Origin of the sequence: Dyella jiangningensis, assembly GCF_003264855.1 — a bacterium.
GTDB lineage: Bacteria > Pseudomonadota > Gammaproteobacteria > Xanthomonadales > Rhodanobacteraceae > Dyella > Dyella jiangningensis_C.
Genome location: NZ_NFZS01000001.1, coordinates 1,788,424 through 1,812,144 on the forward strand (window position 1 = coordinate 1,788,424; position 23,721 = coordinate 1,812,144).

General features: G+C 65.5%; 21 protein-coding genes. 11 read left to right on the plus strand and 10 right to left on the minus strand.

The annotated features are described in order from the left end of the window. Nucleotides 1–40 precede the first annotated feature (40 nt). Nucleotides 41–937, minus strand: a complete 897-nt coding sequence (locus CA260_RS08020; RefSeq protein WP_111982218.1) for a LysR family transcriptional regulator — start codon at nucleotides 935–937, stop codon at nucleotides 41–43. A 103-nt stretch (nucleotides 938–1,040) separates the two neighbouring features. On the opposite strand from CA260_RS08020, the gene trpB reads away from it, so the two are divergent. The 3 genes from trpB to accD all read left to right on the plus strand — a co-directional run bounded on the left by trpB (nucleotide 1,041) and on the right by accD (nucleotide 4,098). Next, on the plus strand, nucleotides 1,041–2,249 hold the full coding sequence (trpB, locus tag CA260_RS08025) for a tryptophan synthase subunit beta (RefSeq protein ID WP_111982219.1): 1,209 nt from the start codon (nucleotides 1,041–1,043) through the stop codon (nucleotides 2,247–2,249). Continuing rightward, nucleotides 2,246–3,043, plus strand: a complete 798-nt coding sequence (trpA, locus tag CA260_RS08030; RefSeq protein WP_111982220.1) for a tryptophan synthase subunit alpha — start codon at nucleotides 2,246–2,248, stop codon at nucleotides 3,041–3,043. The genes trpB and trpA overlap by 4 nt, the downstream gene beginning before the upstream one ends. Nucleotides 3,044–3,225: 182 nt before the next feature. After that, nucleotides 3,226–4,098, plus strand: coding sequence for an acetyl-CoA carboxylase, carboxyltransferase subunit beta (gene accD, locus CA260_RS08035; RefSeq protein ID WP_038619355.1), 873 nt, complete (start codon nucleotides 3,226–3,228; stop codon nucleotides 4,096–4,098). A 928-nt stretch (nucleotides 4,099–5,026) separates the two neighbouring features. Here accD and CA260_RS08040 read toward each other — a convergent pair. Both CA260_RS08040 and CA260_RS08045 read right to left on the minus strand, forming a co-directional pair. Beyond that, entirely contained in the window at nucleotides 5,027–5,599 is a 573-nt protein-coding gene (locus tag CA260_RS08040; protein WP_111982221.1) for a phosphatase PAP2 family protein, read from the minus strand. Beyond that, nucleotides 5,568–6,728 (minus strand): glycosyltransferase family 4 protein, encoded by a 1,161-nt coding sequence (locus CA260_RS08045; protein ID WP_111982222.1) that lies wholly within the window; start codon nucleotides 6,726–6,728, stop codon nucleotides 5,568–5,570. Before CA260_RS08045 ends, CA260_RS08040 begins: the two co-directional genes overlap by 32 nt. Nucleotides 6,729–6,895: 167 nt before the next feature. On the opposite strand from CA260_RS08045, the gene CA260_RS08050 reads away from it, so the two are divergent. Then, entirely contained in the window at nucleotides 6,896–7,330 is a 435-nt protein-coding gene (locus CA260_RS08050) for a DUF4399 domain-containing protein (protein WP_111982223.1), read from the plus strand. A 25-nt stretch (nucleotides 7,331–7,355) separates the two neighbouring features. Here CA260_RS08050 and CA260_RS08055 read toward each other — a convergent pair whose 3' ends face one another. Continuing rightward, nucleotides 7,356–8,159, minus strand: a complete 804-nt coding sequence (locus tag CA260_RS08055; RefSeq protein ID WP_111982224.1) for a transporter — start codon at nucleotides 8,157–8,159, stop codon at nucleotides 7,356–7,358. Nucleotides 8,160–8,185: 26 nt separating this feature from the next. On the opposite strand from CA260_RS08055, the gene gltX reads away from it, so the two are divergent. Next, complete coding sequence (gene gltX, locus CA260_RS08060) at nucleotides 8,186–9,586, plus strand: glutamate--tRNA ligase (protein WP_111982225.1); 1,401 nt, start codon at nucleotides 8,186–8,188, stop codon at nucleotides 9,584–9,586. A 1,188-nt stretch (nucleotides 9,587–10,774) separates the two neighbouring features. Here gltX and CA260_RS08065 read toward each other — a convergent pair. The 5 genes from CA260_RS08065 to CA260_RS08085 form a co-directional block, all read right to left on the minus strand. Further along, complete coding sequence (locus CA260_RS08065; RefSeq protein ID WP_111982226.1) at nucleotides 10,775–12,253, minus strand: efflux transporter outer membrane subunit; 1,479 nt, start codon at nucleotides 12,251–12,253, stop codon at nucleotides 10,775–10,777. Next, nucleotides 12,250–15,438: an efflux RND transporter permease subunit gene (locus CA260_RS08070; RefSeq protein WP_111982227.1), complete on the minus strand. Its 3,189-nt coding sequence runs from the start codon at nucleotides 15,436–15,438 to the stop codon at nucleotides 12,250–12,252. Before CA260_RS08070 ends, CA260_RS08065 begins: the two co-directional genes overlap by 4 nt. A gap of 37 nt (nucleotides 15,439–15,475) precedes the next feature. Further along, complete coding sequence (locus CA260_RS08075) at nucleotides 15,476–16,651, minus strand: efflux RND transporter periplasmic adaptor subunit (protein WP_111982228.1); 1,176 nt, start codon at nucleotides 16,649–16,651, stop codon at nucleotides 15,476–15,478. Nucleotides 16,652–16,817: 166 nt separating this feature from the next. Then, nucleotides 16,818–18,197 (minus strand): sensor histidine kinase, encoded by a 1,380-nt coding sequence (locus CA260_RS08080; protein ID WP_111982229.1) that lies wholly within the window; start codon nucleotides 18,195–18,197, stop codon nucleotides 16,818–16,820. Continuing rightward, nucleotides 18,184–18,879, minus strand: coding sequence for a response regulator transcription factor (locus tag CA260_RS08085; protein ID WP_111982230.1), 696 nt, complete (start codon nucleotides 18,877–18,879; stop codon nucleotides 18,184–18,186). The genes CA260_RS08080 and CA260_RS08085 overlap by 14 nt, the downstream gene beginning before the upstream one ends. Nucleotides 18,880–18,992: 113 nt before the next feature. Between CA260_RS08085 and CA260_RS08090 the strand changes: the two genes are divergently transcribed. From CA260_RS08090 to CA260_RS08115, 6 genes are all read left to right on the plus strand, one after another. After that, entirely contained in the window at nucleotides 18,993–19,259 is a 267-nt protein-coding gene (locus CA260_RS08090; protein WP_425479729.1) for a hypothetical protein, read from the plus strand. Nucleotides 19,260–19,284: 25 nt separating this feature from the next. After that, entirely contained in the window at nucleotides 19,285–19,791 is a 507-nt protein-coding gene (locus tag CA260_RS08095) for a transcriptional repressor (protein ID WP_111982232.1), read from the plus strand. A gap of 110 nt (nucleotides 19,792–19,901) precedes the next feature. Then, entirely contained in the window at nucleotides 19,902–20,327 is a 426-nt protein-coding gene (locus CA260_RS08100; RefSeq protein WP_111982233.1) for a MerC domain-containing protein, read from the plus strand. Between the two features lie 63 nt (nucleotides 20,328–20,390). Then, the gene (locus tag CA260_RS08105) at nucleotides 20,391–21,374 is read left to right on the plus strand and encodes a cation diffusion facilitator family transporter (RefSeq protein WP_111982234.1); all 984 of its coding nucleotides are present in this window, start codon (nucleotides 20,391–20,393) and stop codon (nucleotides 21,372–21,374) included. A 69-nt stretch (nucleotides 21,375–21,443) separates the two neighbouring features. After that, entirely contained in the window at nucleotides 21,444–21,605 is a 162-nt protein-coding gene (locus tag CA260_RS08110; RefSeq protein ID WP_111982235.1) for a 30S ribosomal protein THX, read from the plus strand. 130 nt (nucleotides 21,606–21,735) lie between these two features. After that, nucleotides 21,736–22,464 (plus strand): hypothetical protein, encoded by a 729-nt coding sequence (locus tag CA260_RS08115; protein ID WP_111982236.1) that lies wholly within the window; start codon nucleotides 21,736–21,738, stop codon nucleotides 22,462–22,464. A 21-nt stretch (nucleotides 22,465–22,485) separates the two neighbouring features. Here CA260_RS08115 and hutI read toward each other — a convergent pair whose 3' ends face one another. Then, nucleotides 22,486–23,721: an imidazolonepropionase gene (gene hutI / locus CA260_RS08120; protein ID WP_111982237.1), complete on the minus strand. Its 1,236-nt coding sequence runs from the start codon at nucleotides 23,719–23,721 to the stop codon at nucleotides 22,486–22,488.

The following is a 23,721-nucleotide window of genomic DNA, read 5'->3' on the forward strand; positions in this document are numbered from 1 at the left end:
AAAGCGCGGCGACGCGATGCTGCGCAAATGCGCAATCGTTCTACTCGGCGTGGCGGTTGAATTCCGTCTTCAACCAGCGGGCCAGGGCCTCCGACCGTTCGGCCGGCATGCGTGACGGCGTAGCGAGCACCCATTGCGCGGAAGAGTCCACGAAACCCCAGGGTGCGACCAATCGCCCCGATGCCAGGTCGTCGGCCACCAGCGGCTCAGGCGCCATGGCGAGGCCACGCCCGGCGACGGCAGCTTCGATCAGGTGGTAGAGGTGCGGATAGCCCTGCGCCATGGACAGTTGCGCAGGCACCATGCCGATGGCCTGTGCCCAACTGCTCCACACGCGGGGTCTCGATTGCGTATGCAGCAGCGGCAGCTCGAGGATCACCTCGGGTGGTCTCCCGATCAGCCGGCGGGCTTTCGCAAACTCGGGGCTGACCACCGGGCCGATGCGTTCGCGCAGCAGGGGACGCACATGCCACGACGCCGGCCAGGGCGCTTCCCCGGCAAGCACGGCGGCGTCGAGGCCACCGAGGGCATCATCGAACGGTGCCTCCTGCGGGCGCAGGTGCAGGTCGAGGTCAGGCAGGTCGGCCATCAGGCGTTCGAGGCGGGGAATCATCCAGCGTGCGAGCAGGCTGACCGGACAGCCCAGCACGAAAGGCGTGTGGCCGGCTTCGGGCCGCAGCGACTCCACCGTGTCGCGCAACTGGGCAAACGCCGCCGTGCTGGTGTCGCGCAGGCGCTGCCCGGCCGGCGTGAGCGCCAGACCGCGTCCCTGGCGCTGGAACAAGGCCAGGCCGAGCTCTTCCTCCAGTGAGCGGATGTGTCGGCTCACGGCCCCGTGGGTGACGTGCAGCTCGACCGCTGCCTTGCTCACGCTTCCCAGTCGGGCAGCGGCTTCGAAGGCGAGCAGGGCATTCAATGAGGGCAATGGCCGGGGCATGGCATCTGTGAGTTTATTTGACAGATGACGGCGATCATATCGCTTTTGGGGAACCAGCCGCTGGGGTAGGGTGTCGAGCGCATCCCCGCTTGCGAGTGTCCCCATGACGAAGATCGACTTCAGCGCCTATCCCGACGAGCACGGCCGGTTCGGCGCCTACGGCGGCAGCTATGTCGCCGAAACCCTGATGGCTCCGTTGGCCGAGCTGACCGAGGCCTACCTGCGCCTGCGCGAGGATCCCGCGTTCCTGGCCGAACTGGACCGTGACCTGAAGTACTACGTGGGCCGTCCCAGCCCGATCTATTACGCCGAGCGGCTGTCGCAGCAGGTGGGCGGCGCGCGCATCCTGCTCAAGCGCGAAGACCTCAACCACACCGGCGCGCACAAGATCAACAACACCATCGGCCAGGCCCTGGTGGCCAAACGCATGGGCAAGCCGCGCATCATCGCGGAGACCGGCGCGGGCCAGCATGGTGTGGCCAGTGCCACGGTCGCTGCACGTTTCGGCCTCAAGTGCGTGGTGTACATGGGCGCGGTCGACATCGAGCGGCAGAAGATCAACGTCTACCGCATGAAGCTGCTCGGCGCGGAAGTGGTGCCGGTGACCTCGGGCTCCAAGACGCTGAAGGATGCGCTCAACGAAGCGATGCGTGACTGGGTCACCAACGTGGCCGACACCTTCTACATCATCGGTACCGTTGCCGGTCCGCATCCGTACCCGCTGATGGTGCGCGACTTCAACAGCATCGTCGGCCGCGAGGCGCGCGTGCAGGTGCAGGAACAGTTCGGCCGCCTGCCGGACGTGATCACTGCCTGCGTGGGTGGTGGTTCCAATGCGATCGGCCTGTTCCACGCGTTCCTCAACGACGAGAAGGTACGCATCGTTGGCGCCGAGGCGGCGGGCGAAGGCATTGCCACGGGCCATCACGCCGCTTCGCTGGCGGCAGGGCGGCCCGGCGTGCTGCACGGCAATCGCACCTACGTGCTGTGCGACGACAACGGACAGATCACCGAAACGCATTCGGTCTCGGCCGGTCTCGATTATCCGGGTGTCGGCCCCGAGCACGCGTTCCTGAAGGACGCAGGGCGCGCCGAATACGTCGGCGTCACCGATGACGAGGCGCTCGAAGCGTTCCACTTGCTGGCGCGCACGGAAGGCATTCTTGCCGCTTTGGAATCGAGCCATGCCGTGGCGCAGGCGATCAAGCTGGCGCGTGAATACCCGAAGGATGGCCTCGTGCTGTGCAACCTTTCCGGCCGCGGTGACAAGGACGTGCACACGATTGCTGCACGTGAAGGAGTGCAGGTATGAGCCGCATCGACCGTCGTTTCGATCAGTTGAAATCCGCCGGACGCACCGGGCTCATTCCCTTCGTCACCGCGGGCGATCCGTCGCCGCCGAATGCCGTGGCGCTGATGCATGCGCTGGTGGACGCCGGTGCCGACCTGATCGAACTGGGCGTGCCGTTTTCCGATCCCATGGCGGATGGCCCGGTGATCCAGCATGCCAGCGAGCGTGCGATCGCCAAGGGCGTGGGTCTTGCCGATGTGCTGGGTTGGGTCACGCAGTTCCGCCAGCGCGACGCGGATACCCCGATCGTGCTGATGGGCTATCTCAACCCCATCGAAATCCATGGTTATGCCCGCTTCGCCAAGGAGGCGGTGCAGGCGGGCGTGGACGGCGTGCTGATCGTCGATTGCCCCCTGGAAGAGGCGGCGGTGCTCAAGCCGCTGAAGGATGCCGGCCTGCAGCAGATCCTGCTGGCGGCGCCTACGACCGCACCCTCGCGTATGGTGCAGTTGTGCGGGTCGGCCGAGGGTTTCCTGTACTATGTCTCGTTCGCCGGCATCACGGGCGCGGCACGATTGAGCACCGATGACATCGCGGCTCGCGTGGCCGATATCCGTGCGAAGTCCAAGGCGCCGGTGGCCGTGGGTTTCGGCGTGCGCGATGCGCAGTCGGCCAGGGCCATCGCCGGCTTCGCGGATGCCGTGGTGATTGGCAGTGCGCTGGTGGAGCGCCTGGCGGGTGCGGAGGACGTCGATGACGTCGTCGCGCGCGCCAAGGGGTTTCTCGCGCCGATACGGCAAGCGCTGGACGCCTGACGCTTAGCTCCTTCTCCCTTTCGGGGAGAGGGCTGGGGTGAGGGGCGGGGCTTGCGGTAGCAGTGGAATGAGCGAGCTTTGAACGCATAACAGGGTTCAAAGCCGGACTGAGGCAAGATTGACCCCTCACCTCGACCCTCTCCCCTGAGGGGAGAGGGCAAAAGCGTTTGAGGTTTGATGAGATGAATTGGCTCCAGAAAATCATGACGCCGCGCGCCCGCACCGAAGCCACCGGCACCGGTGGCAAGGGCAAGGTGCCGGAAGGCGTGTGGGAGAAGTGCGGCGGCTGCGGCACGGTGCTGTACCGGCCCGAGCTGGAACGCAACCTGATGGTGTGCCCCAAGTGCGGCCACCACCACACCATCGATGCGCGCGCGCGCCTGGATTCGTTCCTCGATCCGGGTTCGGCGCAGGAACTGTGGGCCAGCATGGAGCCGAGCGACCCGCTCAAGTTCCGTGACTCCAAGAAGTACCGCGACCGCATCATCGCGGCGCAGAAGTCCACCGGCGAGAAGGACGCGCTGCTGGCGATGAGCGGCCGTCTCAAGGGCCGCCCGCTGATGGCCGTCGCCTTCGAGTTCTCCTACATGGGCGGCTCGATGGGCTCGGTGGTGGGCGAGAAGTTCACCCGTGCCGCCGAGCGCGCGCTGGCCGATCGCAGCGCGCTCGTGTGCTTCTCCGCCACGGGCGGCGCGCGCATGCAGGAATCGCTGTTCTCGCTGATGCAGATGGCAAAGACCTCGGCCGCACTTGCGCGCATGCGTGACGCGGGCGTGCCGTACATCAGCGTGCTCACGCATCCGACCACCGGTGGCGTGTCGGCGAGCCTCGGCATGCTGGGCGACATCAACGTCGGTGAGCCGAAGGCGCTGATCGGTTTCGCCGGCCCGCGCGTGATCGAGCAGACCGTGCGCGAGACCTTGCCCGAAGGCTTCCAGCGTTCGGAGTTCCTGGTCGAGCACGGCGCGATCGACCTGATCATCGATCGCCGCGAAATGCGCGACAAGCTGGCCGACCTGCTTGGCATCCTGCAGAAGGCACCGCGCGTGGCGTAATTCGCGCCCTGCATGTCGCATCAGAGACAGCGCCCTTGTGGCGCTGTTTTTTTTGCGCTGTTGTCCACAGCTCGTGTGGATGTGCGCGGTGACAGCCTGTGGATAGGTGGGCTATCTGCTTGATGGCAAAGCGGTGGTGACGCGGTGGTGTTTGATTGATCAGCCGTGGGGCTTGTCCCGTGTCGCGCACAGGGTGCGCTCCCACAGCGACGCCTTAGAATTTCAAGCCGATGCCCGCGAGGCCCAAAGGGTTTTCCACAGCGAATGTGGATACGCCTCACGACAGCCTGTGGATAGTTGCGCTATCTCGTTGATGGGGAATGCATCGCTACGCATTGATGCGAATTTGAGCAATCGAGTCGTGCGCTTTTGTGGGAGCGCACCCTATGCGCGACTGCGATACGCGATGGTTTTCCACAGCCAATGTGGATACGCGCTGCAGAAGCCTGTGGATAGTTTCGCTATCTCGTTGACGCGGAACACATCGCTACGCATTGCTGCGAATTTGAGCAATCGAGTCGTTCGCTTTTGTGGGAGCGCACCCTGTGCGCGACTGCGGTACGCGTTGGTTTTCCACAGCCAATGTGGATACGCCTCGCGATAGCCTGTGGATAGGTGGTCTATCCCGTTGATGCCAAACGCGTCGCGACGTGGTGGCGCGCAAATGCACAGCGATGGTCGTGATTCGGTCAGACGTTCGAGGACCAACAGGTGCTCGCCGCCCAGACGCGGTTTTCCACAGCCAATGTGGATGCGTGCGGGCAAAGCCTGTGGATAGGTGCGCTATCTATCTGAGCGCAAAGCGCGTGCGACGCAGTGGTGGAGAAATGTGCAGGGTGGCGTCAGGTTTGATCGCGCACTGGGTGCGCTCCTACAAGAACCATGATGCCCTTGTAGGAGCGCACCCAGTGCGCGATTCACGCTGGCCTCATCCCACCAACGCTCGCAACGGCAACAACCACAGCGACAATGCACCCAGTGCACCACCGATCGCCGTCGCGGCCATCACGTCGCTCGGATAATGCAGGCCCAGGATCACGCGCGACGCGCCCACCAGCGTGGTGAAGGTGAGCAGCAGCGGTGCCAGCAGCGGATACCAGGCCAGCGCGACGACGGTGAAGCTCACCGCCTGCAGCGTGTGTCCCGAGGGAAAACTGAATTCATCGAGTGGCGGCACGTGCGCGATCACGCCAGGACAGGCGCGAAAAGGACGCGGCCGCCGCGTCCAGCGCTTGAGCAGGCGATACAGGAACAAGGCAGTGAGGCCGGTCACCGCCATCTGCGTAGCGGCGAGCAGGCCGCGGCGCCCGTCGATCAGGGCGAGTACCGCCATCAGCGAATACCAGAACACACCATCGCCGAGCCGGCTGATGATGCCGAAGAAGACGCCGACGGCGCGGCGCGTACCCCAGCGGTTGGCGGCCACGCACATGCGGCGGTCGATGGCCAGGCGAGGGCCGACGGGAAGATCAGGCGTGTGCAGCGGTGGCATGGTGCTCATGCACGTTCTCCTGGGCCAGTTCACGCAAGAGGGTTTCGAATTCGCGAATCACGGCGTCGGGCGAAAGATTGGCGATGCTGGCGTGAGCCGCGCGTCCCATGTGGCGGATCAGGCTGGCGTTGGCGGCAAGCGTCACGGCCGACTCGATGAAGGTTTTCTCGTCACCGGCGTCGATGCGATAGCCGTTCTGGCCATGCAGCAGGTGTTCGCGCGCGGCGCCTTCCTCGTAGGCGACCACGGGCAGGCCCGCAGCCAGCGCTTCCAGGATCACGTTGCCGAAGGTTTCGCTGAGGCTGGGGAAGGGGAACAGATCCGCACTCGCGTAATGACGCGCCAGCGCTTCGCCGCGCTGCATGCCGACAAAGATGAAATCCGGATTGGCGGCCTGCAGCGCCGCGCGGGCCGGGCCATCGCCCACCCATACATAGCGGGCCTTGGACACCTGCTGCTGGATGGCGCGGAACGTGCGCACCGCGAGATCGAGGTTCTTCTCGGGCGCGATGCGTCCGACATAGAGCACCACCGGCGTATTGCCGTCGACGCCCCAGGTCTCGCGCAGCTCCGCGCTGCGATGGCGCGGATGAAACAACTGGGTATCCACCGCACGACGCAGCAGGCGCGCCGTATCGACGCCCAGCGCAGCAAGTTCATTGGCCAGCGCATCGGTGGGCACCAGCGTGGCGGCGGCACGACGATGGAAGCGGCGCAGGTAGCCACGTACGACCGGCGTGAGGAAACCTACGCCGTAGTGATCGGCGTAAGCGTCGAAACGGGTGTGGAAGCCTGTGGCCGCCGGTATGCCCAGTCGCTTGGCGGTGCGGATGGCCGACCAGCCCAGCGGGCCTTCGGTGGCGACGTAGATCGCGTCGGGGCGCAACCGTGTCCAGCGTTCACGCAACGCGCCACCCGCCGGCCAGCCGAAGCGCAGTCCCGGGTAGCGCGGCAGCGATGCACCGGGCACCTCCAGCGCGACGATGCCGGGTTCGTCCTGGAACGATTTTTCCTGGCGGGGACGAATGAGGTCGACCGTGTGCCCCTGTGCCGCGAGTCCGGCGGCGAGGCTGTGCACGGTCAGTGCCACGCCGTTGATTTCGGGTGGATAGGTCTCGCTGACAATGCCGATGCGCATTGTGGTCTACCGTTGGCTGGCCCGGTGCAGGTTCCTCTCTGGGCGTTGCGGCGGCATGGCGTGTGTATGACGCATGCATGACGAAGGTCATGCATCGATCGTCATGAACACCCTCAACACTGTTTCGTGGTTACACTCCGAAGACTTGTCACCGTGGAGACACGTCGATGAAACGCATGCTGCTCGCACTCGCGCTTACCGTCGCCGCCGGGGGCGTATTCGCCGCCGATGCGCCCGGGGTGCCTGTCACGAAGGCTCCCTCGGGTGCCGAGCTTTACATCATCTCGCCGAAGGACGGCGCCGTCGTCGGCACCGACGTCACGGTGCAGTTCGGCCTCAAGGGCATGGGTGTGGCGCCAGCGGGCGTGAAGAAGGAAGGCACCGGCCACCATCACCTGCTGGTGGACGTGAAGGACATGCCGGCTGCCGGCCAGCCGATTCCCAAGGACGAACATCACCTGCATTTCGGCAACGGACAGACCGAAACCAGCCTGAAGCTCGCCCCGGGCAAGCACACCTTGCAGCTGGAGCTGGCGGACGAGAACCATGTGCCGTTCGACCCGCCGATCGTCTCCAGGCAGGTCACCATTACGGTGAAGTGAAGATCGGCGCGGGCCCGATGGCGGGCTAGCGACCCAGGAATACCGACACGCCCAGGCTGACCATCCACTGCTGGGCGTGTCCGGCGATGCGTCCCCGCAGGCCGCCATCGAGCTGCACGCGTCGGTTCACCAGCCAGGCGACGCCCGCGCCCGCCTCGGTACCGTTGCCCACGCCGGTCTCGTGCAGCTCGGCGAGTTCCACGTAGCCGACCACCGCCTTGCCGAGCAGATGACTCTCGTTGAGCGCCGTGGTGGTGCGGTAGTCATGATCGTTGCGGGTGCGTTCCAGATAACCGCCGACACCGTCGTATTCGCTGAGCTGCCAGTTCACATCGGCGCCGAGCAGCGTGGTCTTGTGGTCGTTGCGCACGGCCGGCGAGCCGTCCGTGAGTTCCACGCTGCCGAGCAGGCCCCAGGTCAGCGCTGCATCGGCCTTGCACGGGGCGAACTTCAGGGCGAGCACGGTATCGCCACGGCCATGGCTCCAGCTGTCGACGCCGGGGCCTGTGGCGTGCTCGGCATTGAAGGGTGACGTGCCCAGCTGTGCTTCGAACGGACCACCGATGCCCAGCCGCAACAGGCTGTCGGTGGTGTACTGCGATTGCACCGAGCCCTTGTCCTGGTCCCGCGTCCAGGTGGGCAGGCCCTGTTCGAGGGTGATGTCGCCTGCGCTGAGGACGACCGGGGTAAAGCCGAGGCCCGGGCGGTCGTAGCCGGGGTTGTCGGCCCAGGCCGGTGACGTGCCGAACAGGCCCGCCAGTGCCGGGCCGAGCAGGGCGGCGGTGGGGAATCGTCGGTTCCTGCATCGGTATCGGCTAAAATCGTCCACTTCTCTCGCGTCCCCTGCTGGATCCCATGACCGTTCGCACCCGCTTCGCCCCCAGTCCCACCGGTTTCCTGCATATCGGCGGCGCCCGCACGGCGCTGTACTGTTGGCTGGAAGCGCGCCGCCGCGGCGGCCAGTTCGTGCTGCGCATCGAGGATACCGACCGCGAGCGCTCCACCGAAGCAGCCGTGCAGGCCATCCTGGATGGCATGAACTGGCTGGGCCTTCATCACGACGAAGGTCCGGTCTACCAGACTGCACGCCTGGAACGCTACAAGCAGGTGGCCGATGAACTGCTGAAGGCTGGCAAGGCCTACTACGCCTACGAGAGCAAGGACGAGATCGAGGCCATGCGCAACGAGGCGATGGCCAAGGGCGAGAAGCCCCGTTACAACGGCTATTACCGCGACCGCAACGAGCCGTATCGCGACGATCTGAACCGCGTGATCCGCTTCAAGAACCCGCTGGAAGGCTCGGTGGTGTTCGACGACAAGGTCAAGGGCCGCGTGGAGTGGAGCAACGCCGAACTCGATGACCTGGTGATCTTCCGCTCCGACGGCTGGCCCACCTACAACTTTGCCGTGGTGGTCGACGACATCGACATGGGCATCACCGAGGTGATCCGCGGCGACGACCACGTGAACAACACGCCGCGCCAGATCAACATCTACAAGGCACTCGACGCGCCGGTGCCGGAATTCGCCCACCTGCCGATGATCCTCGGCCCCGACGGCCAGAAGCTCAGCAAGCGCCACGGCGCGGTGAGCGTGATGCAGTACCGCGACGACGGCTTCCTGCCGCACGCGCTGCTCAACTACCTCATGCGCCTGGGCTGGTCGCATGGTGATCAGGAAATCTTCTCCGAAGAGGAGATGGTCCGCCTGTTCGACATCAGCGACGTCAATAAGGCCGCCTCGCGTTTCGACGTCACCAAGTTGTCATGGCTCAACCAGTATTACCTGAAGACCGAAGAGCCGGGCGCCATCGCGCCGGAATTCGAGTGGCATCTGACGCAGGCCGGCATCGATTTCAGCACGTGGCCGAAGCCGGCCGACGTGATCGTCGCGTTGCGCGATCGCGTGCAGACGCTGAAGGAAATGGCCGAGCGCGCGAAGATCTGGTACGGCCCGATCGTCGAGTGGGACGAGAAGGCGGTGGCCAAGCACCTGAAGAACGACAGCGCCGTTGCCGTGCTGGAAGCAGCCAAGGGTCTGCTGGCGGACGTGGAGTGGAAGCCCGAGCCGATCCACGGCGTGATCGAGCAGGTGGCAGCGAAGCTGGAATTGGGCATGGGCAAGATCGCCCAGCCGCTGCGCGTGGCGATGACGGGCACGCAGGTGTCGCCGTCGATCGATCATACGATCTATCTGGCGGGGCGCGAGGTGGCGCTCAAGCGCATCGATGACGCGATCGCCCTGGCGAAGGGTTGATTGAGCGGTTGTGTGCATGCGCCTGTAATGGCGCATGCGTACAACCTCGTCCAGGTGTCGTTCGACGCGTGGGCGCATTCGTATATGTTCCGCGCATCGCGAACGGCCTCACCTGAGTCGGGAACCAGAGCCAATAGCGACCTCGTTTCCCCTGTAGGAGCGCACCCTGTGCGCGATCGCCTTTCGCCCCGGTCGTCATTGCTCGTCATCCCGGTGAAGGCTGGACAAGCGTGCAGTGCTCAGAACGCGCGTAGGGCGGTCCCGAAGGGGCGGGCGTGTCGAGTCATCCAGTGATTTTCGGTCTTTCCGGCGTTGTCGCGACCTGGCTCGCCTGCGACCGAAGGAAGTCCCCGTGGGACGGCGGGCTTCCGCTGCCCTGCCGGGCAGCGGGTCACTTCTCTTTGCGTGGCCACGCACGCGCAGGAGCGCGTGCGAACGGCGAAGCCGGCCCGTACGCGGAGAGGCGCCATGGATGGCGCCGGCTTTGAGGAGCGAGGAAGGGCGAAGGGCAGGATGCCCGGAGTCAAGAGAAGTAACCACCGTAAAGGTGGCAATGCCAAGAGAAAGGCCACCCCGATGCCGCGCCTTCCGGGCTGACGCCCGGAAGGTTCGCGGGCGGGTTACGGGGTTTGTCGACAGGCCTCCTGCCCTGACGACAAACTGGCCGGCGTCCTGCCGGCCACCCTTCGGGCTAATCCTCCACCCGCCCGCCGCGGCCTAGGGGAGGGAGATCAAGAGCCAAAGCAGAAGGCGGATTGCTTCCTTGTAGGAGCGCACCCAGTGCGCGACCGCGGCGCGGGGCATGACCTCTGCGGTCGCGCACTGGGTGCGCTCCTACAACGAAGAGATGGCCTCCTTCTCGCATCTCGCGACGTGCCGCGCAGCGGCACGGGCCGTCACAGGTCCCCTGTGTGCCGGTGAGGGGTGGACGATCAGGCCCCGCAGGGGGGGCGACAGGACGTCGGGCACTTTGCGCCCGGGCAGGAGCCCGATCGAAAAGCCCGGCCGCCCCTCACGGACTGGTCGGGCGCAGCCCGGCCAGCGCCACGCGGGGTGCTCTTTCGGTTACTTTTCTTTGAGCACGCAAAGAAAAGTGACCCGGGTTGCGGCAGCGGTCCGGACGCCCGCGGCAGGCGAGCCCGATCGCGATATCGAGGAGAACACCCATGGAGGATTGCCCGAAAGCGATCACCCAGACTTCTTCGATCCTGAAGAACCCTGCCACCCACCCCCCAACGCCTGAATCAACGCCGCCGTATCACTGAGCCGCGCTGCTTGTGCCTGCACCCGCGAAATACGCGCCTGCTCATACGCCTGCTGCGCGTTGATCAATGCCAGCGAGTTGACGTAACCCAGCTGCTGCTGCTTCTGCGTGAGAGCAAGCGTGCGTTGCGCCGCCTTCTCGGCGTCGTCGGCGGCAGCAAGTGCGCGTGCATCGCTGTCGATGGCATACAAGGCATCGGCCACATTCTGGAATGCGCCGAGCACCACGCCGCGATATTGCGCTGCCGATTGCTGCAGCGCCGCCTCGGCAGCGCGCTGCTTGTGCTTCAGCGCGCCGACATCGAACACGGTCTGGCTGATGCTGCCGGCCAGCGTCCAGAAGATGTTGTCGTCGGTGAACATGCGTGTGAACGACGTGGCGCTGCCACCGTAGGCGGCGGACAGGGTGAACTGCGGCAGTCGATTGGCGAGGGCGACACCCACCTGCGCACTCGCGTCGTGCACGCTCTCCTCGGCAGCGCGTACATCGGGACGTTGCGTCACCAGTTGCGAGGGTACGGCTCGCGGAAGCACTACCGGTAACGTCAGGTGTCCCAGCTCGAACTCCGGCGCACCGGCCTGATCGGGTGTATCACCGCATAGCACGGCGAGCAGATCGCGGTTCTGCTGCAGCTGCTTCTGCAGGCCGGGAAGCGCCTGGCGGGCCTGTGCAAGGGCACTCTCTTGCGCAGCCACGTCGAGCGCGGAGGCGTAACCCAGCCGGGCCTGGTTGTGCAGGATGGCCAGCGCGCGGGTCTGGGCATCTATCACAGTGGTGGTCGCATCGATCTGCGCACGCAGCGAGGCCTCCTGGATCGCGGCATTGACCACGTTCGCCGCAAGTGTCAATCGCGCGGCTTCCAACTGATAGCGCTGGTTGTCGGCCTGGGCCTGCAAGGACTCCACCGTGCGCCGGTTGAGCCCGAACACATCGGGGTCGTAGCTGATGTTGAGCTGTGACGTATGCAGCGTGTAGTAGGTCGATCCCGAGGTCAGCGTGGGTGAGAGCGTGCCCACCGCATCGCGCTGGCGCGAGGGCGCGTAGCTGAGTTGGACGCCGGGAAAGAACGTGGCTCGCTGCGCAGCCACGTTCTCCTGTGCCTGGCGCAGTGCCGCCATGGCGGCATCGAGATCCGGATTGTGTGCCAGGGCGCGCTGTACCTTCACGTTGAGCGCTTCGGAGCCGAATACCTGCCACCACGTCTCGCTGATCGCCTCGCTGCTGGCCCCCTGCTGCGAAGCAACGCTTGGGCTCCCGACGATATCGACCAGCGCTTCCCGCGTGAAGTGGGCGGGCCCAGGTGTGGAAGGGCGCCGATAATCCGGTCCCACCGCACAGCCAGCACAGACTGCGAGAGTCGTGGCGAGCAGGCTTCGGCGCCAGATCCTGGTGGAAAACATCATGGCGTGCTCCTCTCCATGCGACGCTTTCGCCGTCTCTGCGACCACTCCACCACCAGCACCTGCAGCGCCGGTGCCACCACCAGCAGCATCACGGGACCGATCAGCATGCCGCCCACCACGACAGTGGCCAGTGGCCGTTGCACCTGGCTGCCGATGCCGTGCGAAAGCGCGGCGGGCAGCAGGCCGATGCACGCGGAAAGCGCTGTCATCAGCATGGGGCGCATGCGCTGCTCGGCGGCCTGCGCCATGGCATCGAGTGGCGTGTGGCCGGTAAATATCAGGTGGTTGAAGTAGGTGATGACGAGGATGCCGTTCATCACCGATACGCCGAACAGCGACACGAAGCCGATCGCCGCGGAAATGCTGAAGTCCAGCCCCGACAGGTAGAGCGCGATGATGCCGCCACCGATGGAGAACGGAATCGCGGCCAACGTGAGCAGGCTGTCGCGCAGGGAATTGAACAGCGCGAACAGCAACGCGAGGATCAACCCGACCGCGATCGGCAACACGATCGCCAGGCGCTGCTTCGCCTGCTGGAGGTCGTTGAACTCGCCCGCCCACGCGAGGTGGTAACCGGGTGGAAGGGCGACGTGCTGGGCGATGCGCCGCTGCGCCTCCTCGACGGTGCTGCCCAGGTCGCGCCCGCGCACGCTGAACTTCACCGGCACGAAGCGCTCGTTGCGCTCGTGATAGATGTAGGACGCCCCGGTATCCAGCGTGATGCTGGCGACGTCGCGCAAGGGCACGTAGCCATTGCCACCGTTGGGCAGGTTGTAGCCCACCTGGATGTTCCCGATGTCTTCGATGCTGCGCCGGTATTGCGGCGCCAATCGCACCACCAGATCGAACTGGCGATCGCCTTCCAGCACCGTCGTGGCCGAGGTGCCGCCGGCTGCCGCCTGGACCACGGTGTTGATGTCGCCGGTGTTGAGGCCATAGCGCGCCGCCTTGGACCGGTCGATGGTGATGTTGAGATTGGGCTGGCCGAGCACGTGGAATACGCCAAGGTCCTGCACGCCGCGCACCTTCTGCATCTCGTGCATCACCTCGTCGGCGAGACGTTCGAGCTCGGGCAGTTCGGGACCGACGATCTTCACCGAGTTGGCACCTTTCACGCCGGACAGGCCTTCCTCGATGTTGTCCTGGATGTATTGGGAGAAGTTGAACTCGACGCCGGGCAAGGCGTTCTCGAATTCCCTCTGCAGCTCGGCGACCAGCTTCTCCTTCGTATGCCCGCTGGGCCATTCGTCCTGCGGCTTCAGCGGTACGAACAGCTCCACGTTGTAGAAGCCCGAGGCGTCGCTGCCGTCATCCGGGCGACCATGCTGCGATACCGCCGTGACCACCTCCGGATGCTTGAGCAGGATGCGACGCAGCGTGCTTACCTTGTCCTCACCCGCCTCCAGCGAAATCGTGGGCGGCATCGACGCGCGGATCCATAGGTTGCCTTCTTCCAGCGCAGGCAGGAACTCGGTGCCCACACGGGTCAGCAGCAGCGTGGCCAGCAGCAGGAAGCCCACGCCCAGGCCCACCGTGGTGCGGCGACGAGCCAGCGCCCAGCGCAACACCGGCGTATAGACGCGACGGATGGCGCGCACGAAGGCCGTCTCGGTTTCCTTCACATGCCTGGGCAGCAGCAGTGAAGCCAGCACGGGGGAAATGGTGAAGGTCGCGATCAACGCACCCGACAGGGCATACGCGTAGGTGCGCGCCATCGGGTTGAAGATCTGGCCCTCCACGCCCTGCATGGTGAACAGTGGAATGAACGCCGCCACCGTGATGGCCGAGGAGAACAGCACCGCGCGATCGACCTGCATCGCGCTGATGAACAACAGGCGCAGGCGATCGGTCCAGCCATGGGTCGCCCCGCCACGCATATAGGCGCCGAGATCGCTCTGCACGGTCTCGTGCAGCAATTCCTGGCGCTCCTCGTGGGTCTTCTGGAAATTGCGGAAGATGTTCTCGATGAGGATCACCGCCGAGTCGACGATGATGCCGAAATCCACCGCGCCCACCGACAGCAGGTTGGCCGAGTCCCCCATCAGCACCAGGATGATGATGCTGAAGAAGAGCGCCACCGGAATGTTCGCGCTCACGATGATCGCGCTGCGCAGGTCGCCCAGGAAAATCCACTGGATGAGGAACACCAGCAGGCAGCCGAAGATGAGGTTGTGCAGCACGGTGTGCGTGGTGACCGCCACCAGGGTGGAGCGGTCATAGAACGGCGCCAGCTTCACGCCCGGCGGCAACGTACCGTCGCTGTTGAGCCTGGCCACTTCATCCTTGACGCGCGCCACCACTTCATTGGTTTGCAGCGTGCGGTTCATCACGACGATGCCGGTGACCACGTCGTCCTGGTTGTCGCGTCCCGCACGGCCGAGCCGGGGTACAGCACCGAGATGCACCCTGGCTACGTCTTTCACCAGGATTGGCGTGCCGTTGCTCTGGGTGAGCACGGTGTTGCCGATGTCGTCGACGTTCTTGATCAGGCCGATGCCACGGATGTTCACCGACTGCTGGCCGATGTTGATCGTGCGTCCGCCCACGTTGCTGTTGGCGTTGCCGAGGGCGCTCACCAGCTGGGGCAGGGTGATGCCGTAGCCCTGCAGCTTGGCGAGATCCGCCTCCACTTCGTATTCCTTGGTGGTGCCGCCCCAGGTCACCACCTGCGCGACGCCCGACACCGACAGCAGGCGTCGCGTAACCACCCAGTCCTGCAAGGTGCGCAGCTCGGTGAGGCTCATGGAGGGCGGCCCGACCAGCTGGTAGCGGAAGATCTCGCCGACCAGGCTGGAGGCCTGGATCTGAGGCTGCACGCCCTGGGGCAGGCTGACGTTCTGCTGCAGGGCCAGCGCAGCCTGCGTGTAGTCGGCGTAGTAGTCGGTGCCGTACTTGAAGGTCACGCGCACGAACGACAAGCCATAGAACGACGTGGAGCGAATGCTTTCGACGCCCGGCGTCGTGGCCAGGCCCACCTCCATCGCTCGCGTATAGCTGCGCTCCATCTCTTCAGCGGACAAGCCCGGCGCCTGCGCCGTGACCTCGAGGATCACCGGCGCCGGATTCGGATACGCCTCGATGTTGAGCTTCGCATAGGCGACCAGCCCGGCAATGATGAAAGCACCCAGCGCCATCATCACGATGGCACGGCGGGTCAGCGCGAACGCGACGAGGCCTTTGAACACGATCGATCCCTGACGTCGACAGGTGGATGAAGGGCGCTTACTGCGACTGCAGCGCCAAGGCGTTGCTCAGGAACAGCGCACCTTCGGTGGCGATGCGCTCATGCAGCGGAAGGCCGGCGATGACCGGATAGAACCCGTCCTGCAGGCTGCCGACCTGCACCGGATGACGCGTGAAGCGCAGGCCGTCGTTGGTGGTGAACACCACCATGGCGCCGGTGCCTTCGCGCACCACGGCGTCGACCGGAAGTGCATCGTGGCGGGTCGGTGACGCTGTACGGATGCGATAGTTCGCCAGCATCTGCGGACGCCATCCCGGCGGCGGCGTGTGCAGCACGCCACGCAGCATCACGCGATGCGTCACCGGGTCCGAGCTGCTGGCGACATAGCCCACCTGCGTATCGATATGACTGTCCGGCCATGCGGGCAGGTTCGCGGTCATCGATTGACCCACCCGGACCTGAGCGGCATCGGCGTCGACGACATGGGCGACCAGCCACAGGCTGTTGGCGTCGGACACGCTGAACGGGGCGGGCGTATTGCCCGGCTGCACCAGATCACCCGGTGCCACGTTGCGCGCCGTCACCACGCCCGCCATCGGGCTGTCAATGCGCAGTTCGCCGTCGACGCGTCGCGTGGCGGCGATGCGGTCAATCTCCGCATCGCTCTTGCCGAAGATGCGCAGCGCACGTCGTGCCGCCTGATAGTTTCCGTCGGCGCTCTGTTGGTCCGCGACGGCCTGTTCCAGATCGCGAGGAGCATTGGCCTGCACCTGCGCCATGCCCTTGGCGCGCTCGAGCGCCGCGCCCGTCTGCGCACGCGCGGCGGCGGCGCTTACCAGGGTGGCTTCGGCCTGGGCGAGGTCGGGGCTGTCCAGCGCGAACAGCGCTTGTCCGCGTTCAACCTTGTCTCCCGCCTTGGCGAAGACTTCGCGCACGCGGCCGGCATAAGGCGAGTTGACCTGGGCGAGATGATCCTGATCGAAGTCGACATAACCCACGGCTTCGACCGACGGATAGAACTCGCGCTGCGTCACCTCGGCGACGTGCACCTGGCGTGCCTGTTGTGGATTGATGGTGACGGTTTGCGTATCCGCGGGTTGCGGACGCGCGGAAGCATGCGCGTTGGTGGACAGTTCATGCCGTCCGGCAAGCACTAGCACGAGTGCTGCCAGCAGGCAACCGACGGCCACCAGTCGTCCTTGATGGTTCTTCATGATCGTGTCGCTTATGCCGGGCCGGATGCGGGAACGCACGCATCCATGGACCGGGCGCGCGCCCGGCCTGTGCAGTGGGGTGCACGCCAGCCCTCACGGGGTGGGATCAGGCCGGCATGCGAAAAGGGTCAGGCGCACCTTAGTCGCGAGGCATGCCGGGCGACAGTTACGATTTGGTAAGGCTTGCCGAGGGAAGGTCGATGTCGACCTTCAGGCCGGGGTTGGCGTGGGACAAGATGAGGCGGCCGCGATGCAGCTCGACCACCGCCGCCACGATGCTGAGTCCCAGCCCATTGCCGCGCTGATGCCGGCTGGCATCGGTACGGAAGAAGCGCTCGGTGACACGCGACAGCGCAGCGTCAGGAATGCCAGGGCCATTGTCCTGCACGCATACGTGTACGCGCGCAGCTGCCTGCATGGCACTCACGGTGATGTGTGCACCACGACCTGCATACTTGAACGCGTTGTCGAGCAGGTTGGCCAGCACGCCTGCCAGCAAGTGACGATCGGCCAGCACGCAGGGATCGTCCTCGACATGGCAGCTCAGCTGGATCGACAGCGACTCGGCCGCGGGCTGGTACAGCTCCATCATGTCGTCCAGCAGATGACGCAGCGCGATCGACTCGAAGCTCTGGCGACGTACGCCGGATTCGGCCTCGGCGATCTGCAACAGCTTGTCGAGCACGGTGATGAGCCCGTCGATCTCGTCGATCGCGCGTTGCGCCTCCTGCGGCAATCGCTGCTGGCGCTCGGGCGAGCGGAGGGAATGTTCCAGCGCGCCACGCACGCGGCCCAGCGGCGTACGCAGATCGTGCGCGATGGCGTTGGAGACATTGCGCGAGGTTTCCATCAGCCGCTGGATCTCGTCGAGCATACCGTTGACGTCATGGGCAATGACGGCGAACTCGTCGCGCGAGCTGCCCATGGCGATGCGCCGGTCGAGCTGGCCGCCCGCGATTTCCGTGGTGGTGCGGTGGATGGCCTTGAGCTGTCGCTGCAACTGGGAGCGGAACAGCACCGCGCCGCCGCCGGCGAGCACGAGGGCGAGCACGCCGCCCAGACCCAGCGCCACCAGGATCATGTGTTCCAGCTCGCGCACGTCGGCCATGTCGCGCCCGACCACGAGCACGGCGCCGTCCGGCAGCACGCGTGTCTGCAGGCGGCTGGCGGCGTGGCGCCCGAGGCGTACCACGTCGAGCTGTTGCAATCCGTCGCCGGCAAAAGCGCCGGCAGGCCAGTCGGTGAGGTTGCCGACCAGCTTGTGACCCTGGCGATCGAGCAGCAGGTAGATCTCCGTGTCACTGTCCTGGTTGTCGTTGAGCAGGCTGTCGATTTCGCGGGCGAGGGCGCCGACGCCGTCCTGTTCTTCCAGTTGCGCAAGGTGGCGTGACGAGCTGCCCAGTTGCTGGTCGATGTTCCGACGCAGCAAGCCGGCCGTGGCCACGTAGAACACGGCCGAAATCACCGCGACCGAAAACAGCAGCAAGAGGCCATAGCCCGCCGCCATGCGGAACACCACCGAGTGGCGAAAGCTAGCGATCGCCATCGGCCGTCGTCGTGTCGATGGTGAAGCCCACGCCGCGCACGGTGCGGATCAGCGGATTGACGTCGTCCTTGTCGATCTTGTTGCGCAGGCGACTCATCTGCACATCGATCACGTTGGTTTCCGGATCGAAGTGATACCCCCATACCGCCGTGAGCAACATCTTGCGCGTCACCACTTCGCCCTGGTGCCGCATCAGGTATTCCAGCAGCTGGTATTCGCGCGGTTGCAACAGGATCGGACGGCCGCTACGGAACACGCGGCGCGTGCGTGGTTCCAGCGTGAGGTCGCCCACGCTGAGCTGGTCCAGTTCGCTGTGCTGGCCGGCGCGACGCGCCAGCGCCTCGATGCGCGCCATCAGTTCGTCGAGGGCGAAGGGCTTGGTGAGGTAGTCGTCGCCGCCACTGCGCAGGCCGCGGATGCGTTCGTCCAGGCTGCTCAGCGCGCTCAGCACCAGTACGGGCGTGCGATCGCCGCGGGTGCGCATGGCCGCGAGGATGTCCAGGCCATCGAGGTCGCCAGGCAGCATGCGGTCGAGCACGATGAGATCCCACAGTTCGTGCGTGGCGCGGACAAGGCCGCTCGTGCCGTCGTGGCATACCTCCGCCTCATGCCCGGCCTGTTGCAGGCTTTCGCGAATCAGGCTGGCGGTCTGGTTGTCGTCCTCGATCAACAGGCAACGCATGGGTTCGATCCGGCGTGTGATGGGCACGGGTGCAAGCTGCGCGCCGTGGCCGCATTATCCATTCATCGTAACGAGTCGATGGGTGCTTCGTGGAGCAATGGCTGGACAAGGCGATGCAGGGCGTGGATCCGGACAGCCCCGACGCGTTCCTGCACATCTTCATGAACCTGATGGGCATGGTGCCCTGGGCCGCCTTGTTCTGGTGGAACGTGGCCTTCGTGGCGGTGGGGGCGCTCATCGGCTGGTGGCGTGGACGCCTGCTGGAAGGCATCGTGTGGGCGGCTGTGCTGGGGCCGCTCGGGTGGATCGTGGTGTCGCTGCGACCGCGTCCCAAACCCGCGGCCGTGCCGCCGCCCTTGCCGCGCAAACATCGAACCTGAATAGGAACTTGCGGGCGGGTGTATCATGGTGGTCGAGGTGAATCCATTGAGCCAGATCGTTTCCGGCAAATCGCATACGCACCACCATCACCACGACGATGCGCAAAGCTTCGTGCGTGCGGTGGAGCACGCGAGCGAGGAGCGCGGCCTGCGCCTCACGCCGTTGCGCAAGGAAGTGCTGGAACTGGTAGCCGCCGCCGGCAAGCCGGTAAAGGCGTATGACCTGCTCGACCAGCTGCGCGAACGGCATGGCAACGCGGCGCCGCCCACGGTGTACCGCGCGCTCGACTTCCTGCTCGAACACGGCTTCATCCACAAGCTGGAATCGATCAACGCGTTCGTGTCCTGCCATCACCCGGCCGAGGCGCACCAGGTGCCCTTCCTCATTTGCGACAACTGCTCCAGCGCCCAGGAAGTGTGCGACGAACGGGTGGCCGAATTGATCGAGGCCCAGGCCAAGGCCTTCGGCTTCCGCCCGCAGGCGCAGACCCTGGAAGTGCACGGTCTCTGCAAGAACTGTCGCAAGGCCTGAATCGCGGCGCGGAGCCCCGCTTTCGGGCCGGCTTGCTTTTGCGACGTTATAATGTAACATGTCGCTACCGGGCTTACTGGCCCGACTCGCGATGCGCCCGGTCCAGACCGATGGAAGCCCAGCAACAGCCCAAAACCCGTTGGTGGTCGCTGGCCGACCGGATCGGCGCCACGGCTTCGTTCCTGTGCGCCATCCACTGTGCGGCGCTGCCGTTCGTGTTGGCGCTGTTGCCGCTGCTGGGCCTGGGTTTCCTGGCCGATCACCGTTTCGAGCGCGGCTTCGTGATGTTCGCCTGCGCGTTGGCGCTGTTCAGCCTGGTGAGCAGTTACCGCCATCACCGTCGCCCGCGGCCGCTGATGCTGGCCATGCCGGGGCTGGCCCTGCTGATCGTTGGCGTCACCTTTGCCGATGGCTACTCCATCGCCCTGCATAGCGTGCTGGTGACCTGCGGTGGCCTGCTGGTGGCGGCGGCGCATTTCGTCAACCTCCGCACGCATCGCGCCGTGCACGTGCACGGGCCCAGTTGTGCCCATTGACGCCCGCCGCGGGAGCGGAGCGGGTGATTGTGTAACGGGCCGCGCGGTTCCTAGCATTTGCCCATGAGCACGTCCCACGCGCATACCCACGATGATCACGATCATGATCACCACGATCATGCGCATGGCCACGACCATGATCATGCCCACGACCACGCCCGGATCAGTGGACGCGAACGCAAGCTGATCTTCGCCTTCGCACTCACCACGCTGATGATGCTGGTGGAGATGGTCGGCGGTTTCTGGTCGGGCTCGCTGGCCCTGGTGGCCGATGCCGGCCACATGCTGATCGATGCATTGGCCTTGCTGCTGGCCATTGCCGGGGCCTGGTTCGCCAAGCGTCCCGCGGATGCGCGGCGCAGCTATGGCTACGGCCGACTGGAAGTGCTGGCGGGTTTCGTCAACGCGCTCACGCAGTTCGTGCTGGTGGCCTTCATCGCCTACGAGGCGGTGACGCGGCTGTTCAATCCCGCGCACATCCTTTCGGGCATGATGCTGGTGGTGGCGATCGTCGGCCTGTTCGTCAATCTGCTCGTGCTGCGCACGCTGCACGGCCACGCACATGACGACGTGAACCTCGCCGGTGCGACCCTGCACGTGCTGGGCGATCTGCTGGGTTCGGTCGCCGCCGTGGTGGCTGCGCTGCTGGTGCGCTGGCTGGAGTGGAACTGGGCCGACCCGGTGCTTTCGCTGCTGGTCTCGCTGCTGATACTCAACAGCGCGTGGCGGCTGCTGCGGCGTTCCTCGCACATCCTGCTCGAAGGCGTGCCGGAGGGCCTGAACATGGGCGATGTCGCCGACGCGCTGCGTGCGGCCGATCCGTCGATTCGCGACATCCATCACGTGCACGTATGGCAGCTGGCGTCAGGTTCGCGCATGGCGACGTTGCATGCTGAACTGCATGAAGGCCATCGCAGCGCGCTGGCGATCACCGCCATCAACCGGGTGCTGGCCGAGCGTTTCGGCGTGCAACACGCGACCGTGCAGGTGGATACCGAGCAGTGCCCCGACCACGCCCGCGACTGCGGCGGACAGGGCCGCCGCTGACTATTGCGCTTTGGACGGCCGCTGATACGATGGTCGGCCGTTCACCCTCACGAATCAAGGAGTTCCCTCATGGGCAAGGGCGACCGCAAGACCCGTCGTGGCAAGACCTACCGTGGCAGCTACGGCAACACCCGCGCGCATTCGCTGCAGCCGGCCGTGGCCGGTGCCAAGGCGACCGTGACCAAGCCGGCCGCTGCCAAGAAGGCTGCTCCGAAGAAGAAGTCGGCCTGAGCCTGCCCGGCTCCCGACAAAAGCCCCCGCCCAGGCGGGGGTTTTTTTTGCCCTTCGGCATGACGGCCGGCACGTTTCACGCCGCCGGGTGCATGCTCCAATCGATCCGGCTCAGCGAGGGAGAGACGGTATGGAAGGACAGTGGGGACAGCGTTTTCTGGTGGTCTATGCGGGCGTGTTGACGACGGCGGTCGTGGCGGCGCTGCTTTCCGGCTTCGTGGTGAAGCCCAAGAAAATGCAGATCGATGAACTCGACGTGCAGCGGATCAACCTGGTGGAGCCTGACGGCACGCTGCGCATGGTGATCTCTGACAAGGCCAACTTCCCGGGCGCGATCTTCAAGGGCAAGGAATACCCGCATCCGCGCGGCGCCGCCGGCATGCTGTTCTACAACGACGAAGGCACCGAGAACGGTGGCCTCATCTTCAGCGGTCACAAGGACAAGGACGGCAAGATCGTCGATAGCGGCGGCAGCCTCACCTTTGACAAGTACGAGCAGGATCAGCTGGTGCAGTTGGTTGGTGCCCACGACAGCAGTGGCCATCTCGCCGGTCTCATCGTGAGCGATCGCGCCGATCGGCCCATCGAGCAGGATTTCATCGACGCCGACAAGCTCAAGGCGATGCCGGAAGCGCAGCGCGACGCCTTGATGCAGCAGCGCCAGAAAGAGGGTTACTACGGCGCCACGCGTATTTCGGTCACGCGCAGCGACGATGGGATAGCCAAGGTTTCGCTGCGCGATGCACAGGGACATCCCCGCATCGTCATGGGCGTGGCGGCGGACGGCGCATCCAGCCTCAAGTTCCTGGATGCGGACGGCAAGGTGTTGAACGAGCTGACACCTGCGGCCCGGAAGTAATCCGCAGGCGCTGCTTGTCGCTCAGGATTCCGGTGACAGCAGCTCGCCGCCGAGGAAGATGTCGCGCAACACGTGACTGCCGCCGATCCAGTAGCAGAGTTCGGCAGGCTCGCGCACGTTCCACACGGAAAGATCGGCACGCTGGCCTGCGGCGAGCGTGCCGCGGTCAGTAAAGCCGAGCGCCTTCGCCGCGTTCACCGTGACGCCTCGCAGGGCTTCTTCCGGCGTGAGTCGGAACAGCGTGCATGCCATGCCCGCAGCCAGGCGCAAGGAAAGCAGGGGCGAGGTGCCCGGGTTGCAATCCGTGGCCACCGCCATGGGAACGCGATGCTCGCGCAAGCCGGCGATGGGCGGCAGCTTCGTTTCACGCAGTGCGTAGAACGCACCGGGCAGCAGTACCGCCACGGTGCCGGCCGACGCCATGGCGCGGATCCCGCTGTCACTGAGGTGTTCGAGGTGATCGGCGGAAAGGCCGCGATAACTCGCCACCAGCGCGGCGCCGTCGAGATCCGATAGCTGCTCCGCATGCAGCTTCACCGGCAGGCCGAGTTGCGTGGCACGATCGAATACGCGGCGTGTTTCATCCGGCGTGAACCCGATGTTCTCGCAGAACGCGTCGATGGCATCGACGAGGCCTTCGCTGGCCAGCGCAGGCAGCATCTCGTCGCATACGAGGGCGACGTAAGCCTCGCGATCATCGCGATATTCGGGTGGCAGGGCGTGCAGGCCGAGGAAGGTCGTGCGCACCGTGAGGCCCAGCGCCTTGCCGATGCGACGCGCGACGCGCAGCATGCGCCGTTCGGTTTCCAGATCCAGGCCGTATCCCGACTTGATCTCCACCGTGGTGACGCCGTCGGCGAGCAGGGCATGCGCGCGTGGCAAGGTCTGCGCGAACAACGCATCCTCGCTGGCTTCGCGGGTGGCCTTGACGGTGGAAACGATGCCGCCGCCCGCGCGTGCGATCTCCTCGTAGCTGGCGCCGTTGAGGCGCAGGTCGAACTCGTGCGCGCGGTCGCCGCCGAAGACCAGATGCGTGTGGCAGTCGATCAGGCCCGGGGTCACCAGTGCCCCATCGAGATGATCGACGCGCGCAGCGCGACGTTCGGCATCGTCAGGCAGGGCGCCTTGTGGCCCGACCCAGCTGATGCGTCCTTCATGCAGGGCAATGGCGCCGTGCCGGACCAATCCGTAAGGCGCGTCGCCGGCAAAGGTCGCGAGCGTGGCATCCAGAAGCAAGTGATCCCAGGAATGGCTCAT

What these genes read in the sequence shown, in the direction of transcription:
- CA260_RS08090 (WP_425479729.1), top strand. Translation starts at nt 18,993, where the DNA reads ATGCAGGGCGTGGATCCGGACAGCCCCGACGCGTTCCTGCACATCTTC.
- accD (WP_038619355.1), top strand. Translation starts at nt 3,226, where the DNA reads ATGAATTGGCTCCAGAAAATCATGACGCCGCGCGCCCGCACCGAAGCC.
- CA260_RS08045 (WP_111982222.1), bottom strand. Translation starts at nt 6,728, where the DNA reads ATGCGCATCGGCATTGTCAGCGAGACCTATCCACCCGAAATCAACGGC.
- CA260_RS08050 (WP_111982223.1), top strand. Translation starts at nt 6,896, where the DNA reads ATGAAACGCATGCTGCTCGCACTCGCGCTTACCGTCGCCGCCGGGGGC.
- CA260_RS08075 (WP_111982228.1), bottom strand. Translation starts at nt 16,651, where the DNA reads ATGAAGAACCATCAAGGACGACTGGTGGCCGTCGGTTGCCTGCTGGCA.
- CA260_RS08085 (WP_111982230.1), bottom strand. Translation starts at nt 18,879, where the DNA reads ATGCGTTGCCTGTTGATCGAGGACGACAACCAGACCGCCAGCCTGATT.
- hutI (WP_111982237.1), bottom strand. Translation starts at nt 23,721, where the DNA reads ATGAGCCATTCCTGGGATCACTTGCTTCTGGATGCCACGCTCGCGACC.
- gltX (WP_111982225.1), top strand. Translation starts at nt 8,186, where the DNA reads ATGACCGTTCGCACCCGCTTCGCCCCCAGTCCCACCGGTTTCCTGCAT.
- CA260_RS08020 (WP_111982218.1), bottom strand. Translation starts at nt 937, where the DNA reads ATGCCCCGGCCATTGCCCTCATTGAATGCCCTGCTCGCCTTCGAAGCC.
- CA260_RS08115 (WP_111982236.1), top strand. Translation starts at nt 21,736, where the DNA reads ATGGAAGGACAGTGGGGACAGCGTTTTCTGGTGGTCTATGCGGGCGTG.
- CA260_RS08065 (WP_111982226.1), bottom strand. Translation starts at nt 12,253, where the DNA reads ATGATGTTTTCCACCAGGATCTGGCGCCGAAGCCTGCTCGCCACGACT.
- CA260_RS08080 (WP_111982229.1), bottom strand. Translation starts at nt 18,197, where the DNA reads ATGGCGATCGCTAGCTTTCGCCACTCGGTGGTGTTCCGCATGGCGGCG.
- CA260_RS08040 (WP_111982221.1), bottom strand. Translation starts at nt 5,599, where the DNA reads ATGAGCACCATGCCACCGCTGCACACGCCTGATCTTCCCGTCGGCCCT.
- CA260_RS08105 (WP_111982234.1), top strand. Translation starts at nt 20,391, where the DNA reads ATGAGCACGTCCCACGCGCATACCCACGATGATCACGATCATGATCAC.
- trpB (WP_111982219.1), top strand. Translation starts at nt 1,041, where the DNA reads ATGACGAAGATCGACTTCAGCGCCTATCCCGACGAGCACGGCCGGTTC.
- CA260_RS08100 (WP_111982233.1), top strand. Translation starts at nt 19,902, where the DNA reads ATGGAAGCCCAGCAACAGCCCAAAACCCGTTGGTGGTCGCTGGCCGAC.
- trpA (WP_111982220.1), top strand. Translation starts at nt 2,246, where the DNA reads ATGAGCCGCATCGACCGTCGTTTCGATCAGTTGAAATCCGCCGGACGC.
- CA260_RS08110 (WP_111982235.1), top strand. Translation starts at nt 21,444, where the DNA reads ATGGGCAAGGGCGACCGCAAGACCCGTCGTGGCAAGACCTACCGTGGC.
- CA260_RS08095 (WP_111982232.1), top strand. Translation starts at nt 19,285, where the DNA reads ATGGTGGTCGAGGTGAATCCATTGAGCCAGATCGTTTCCGGCAAATCG.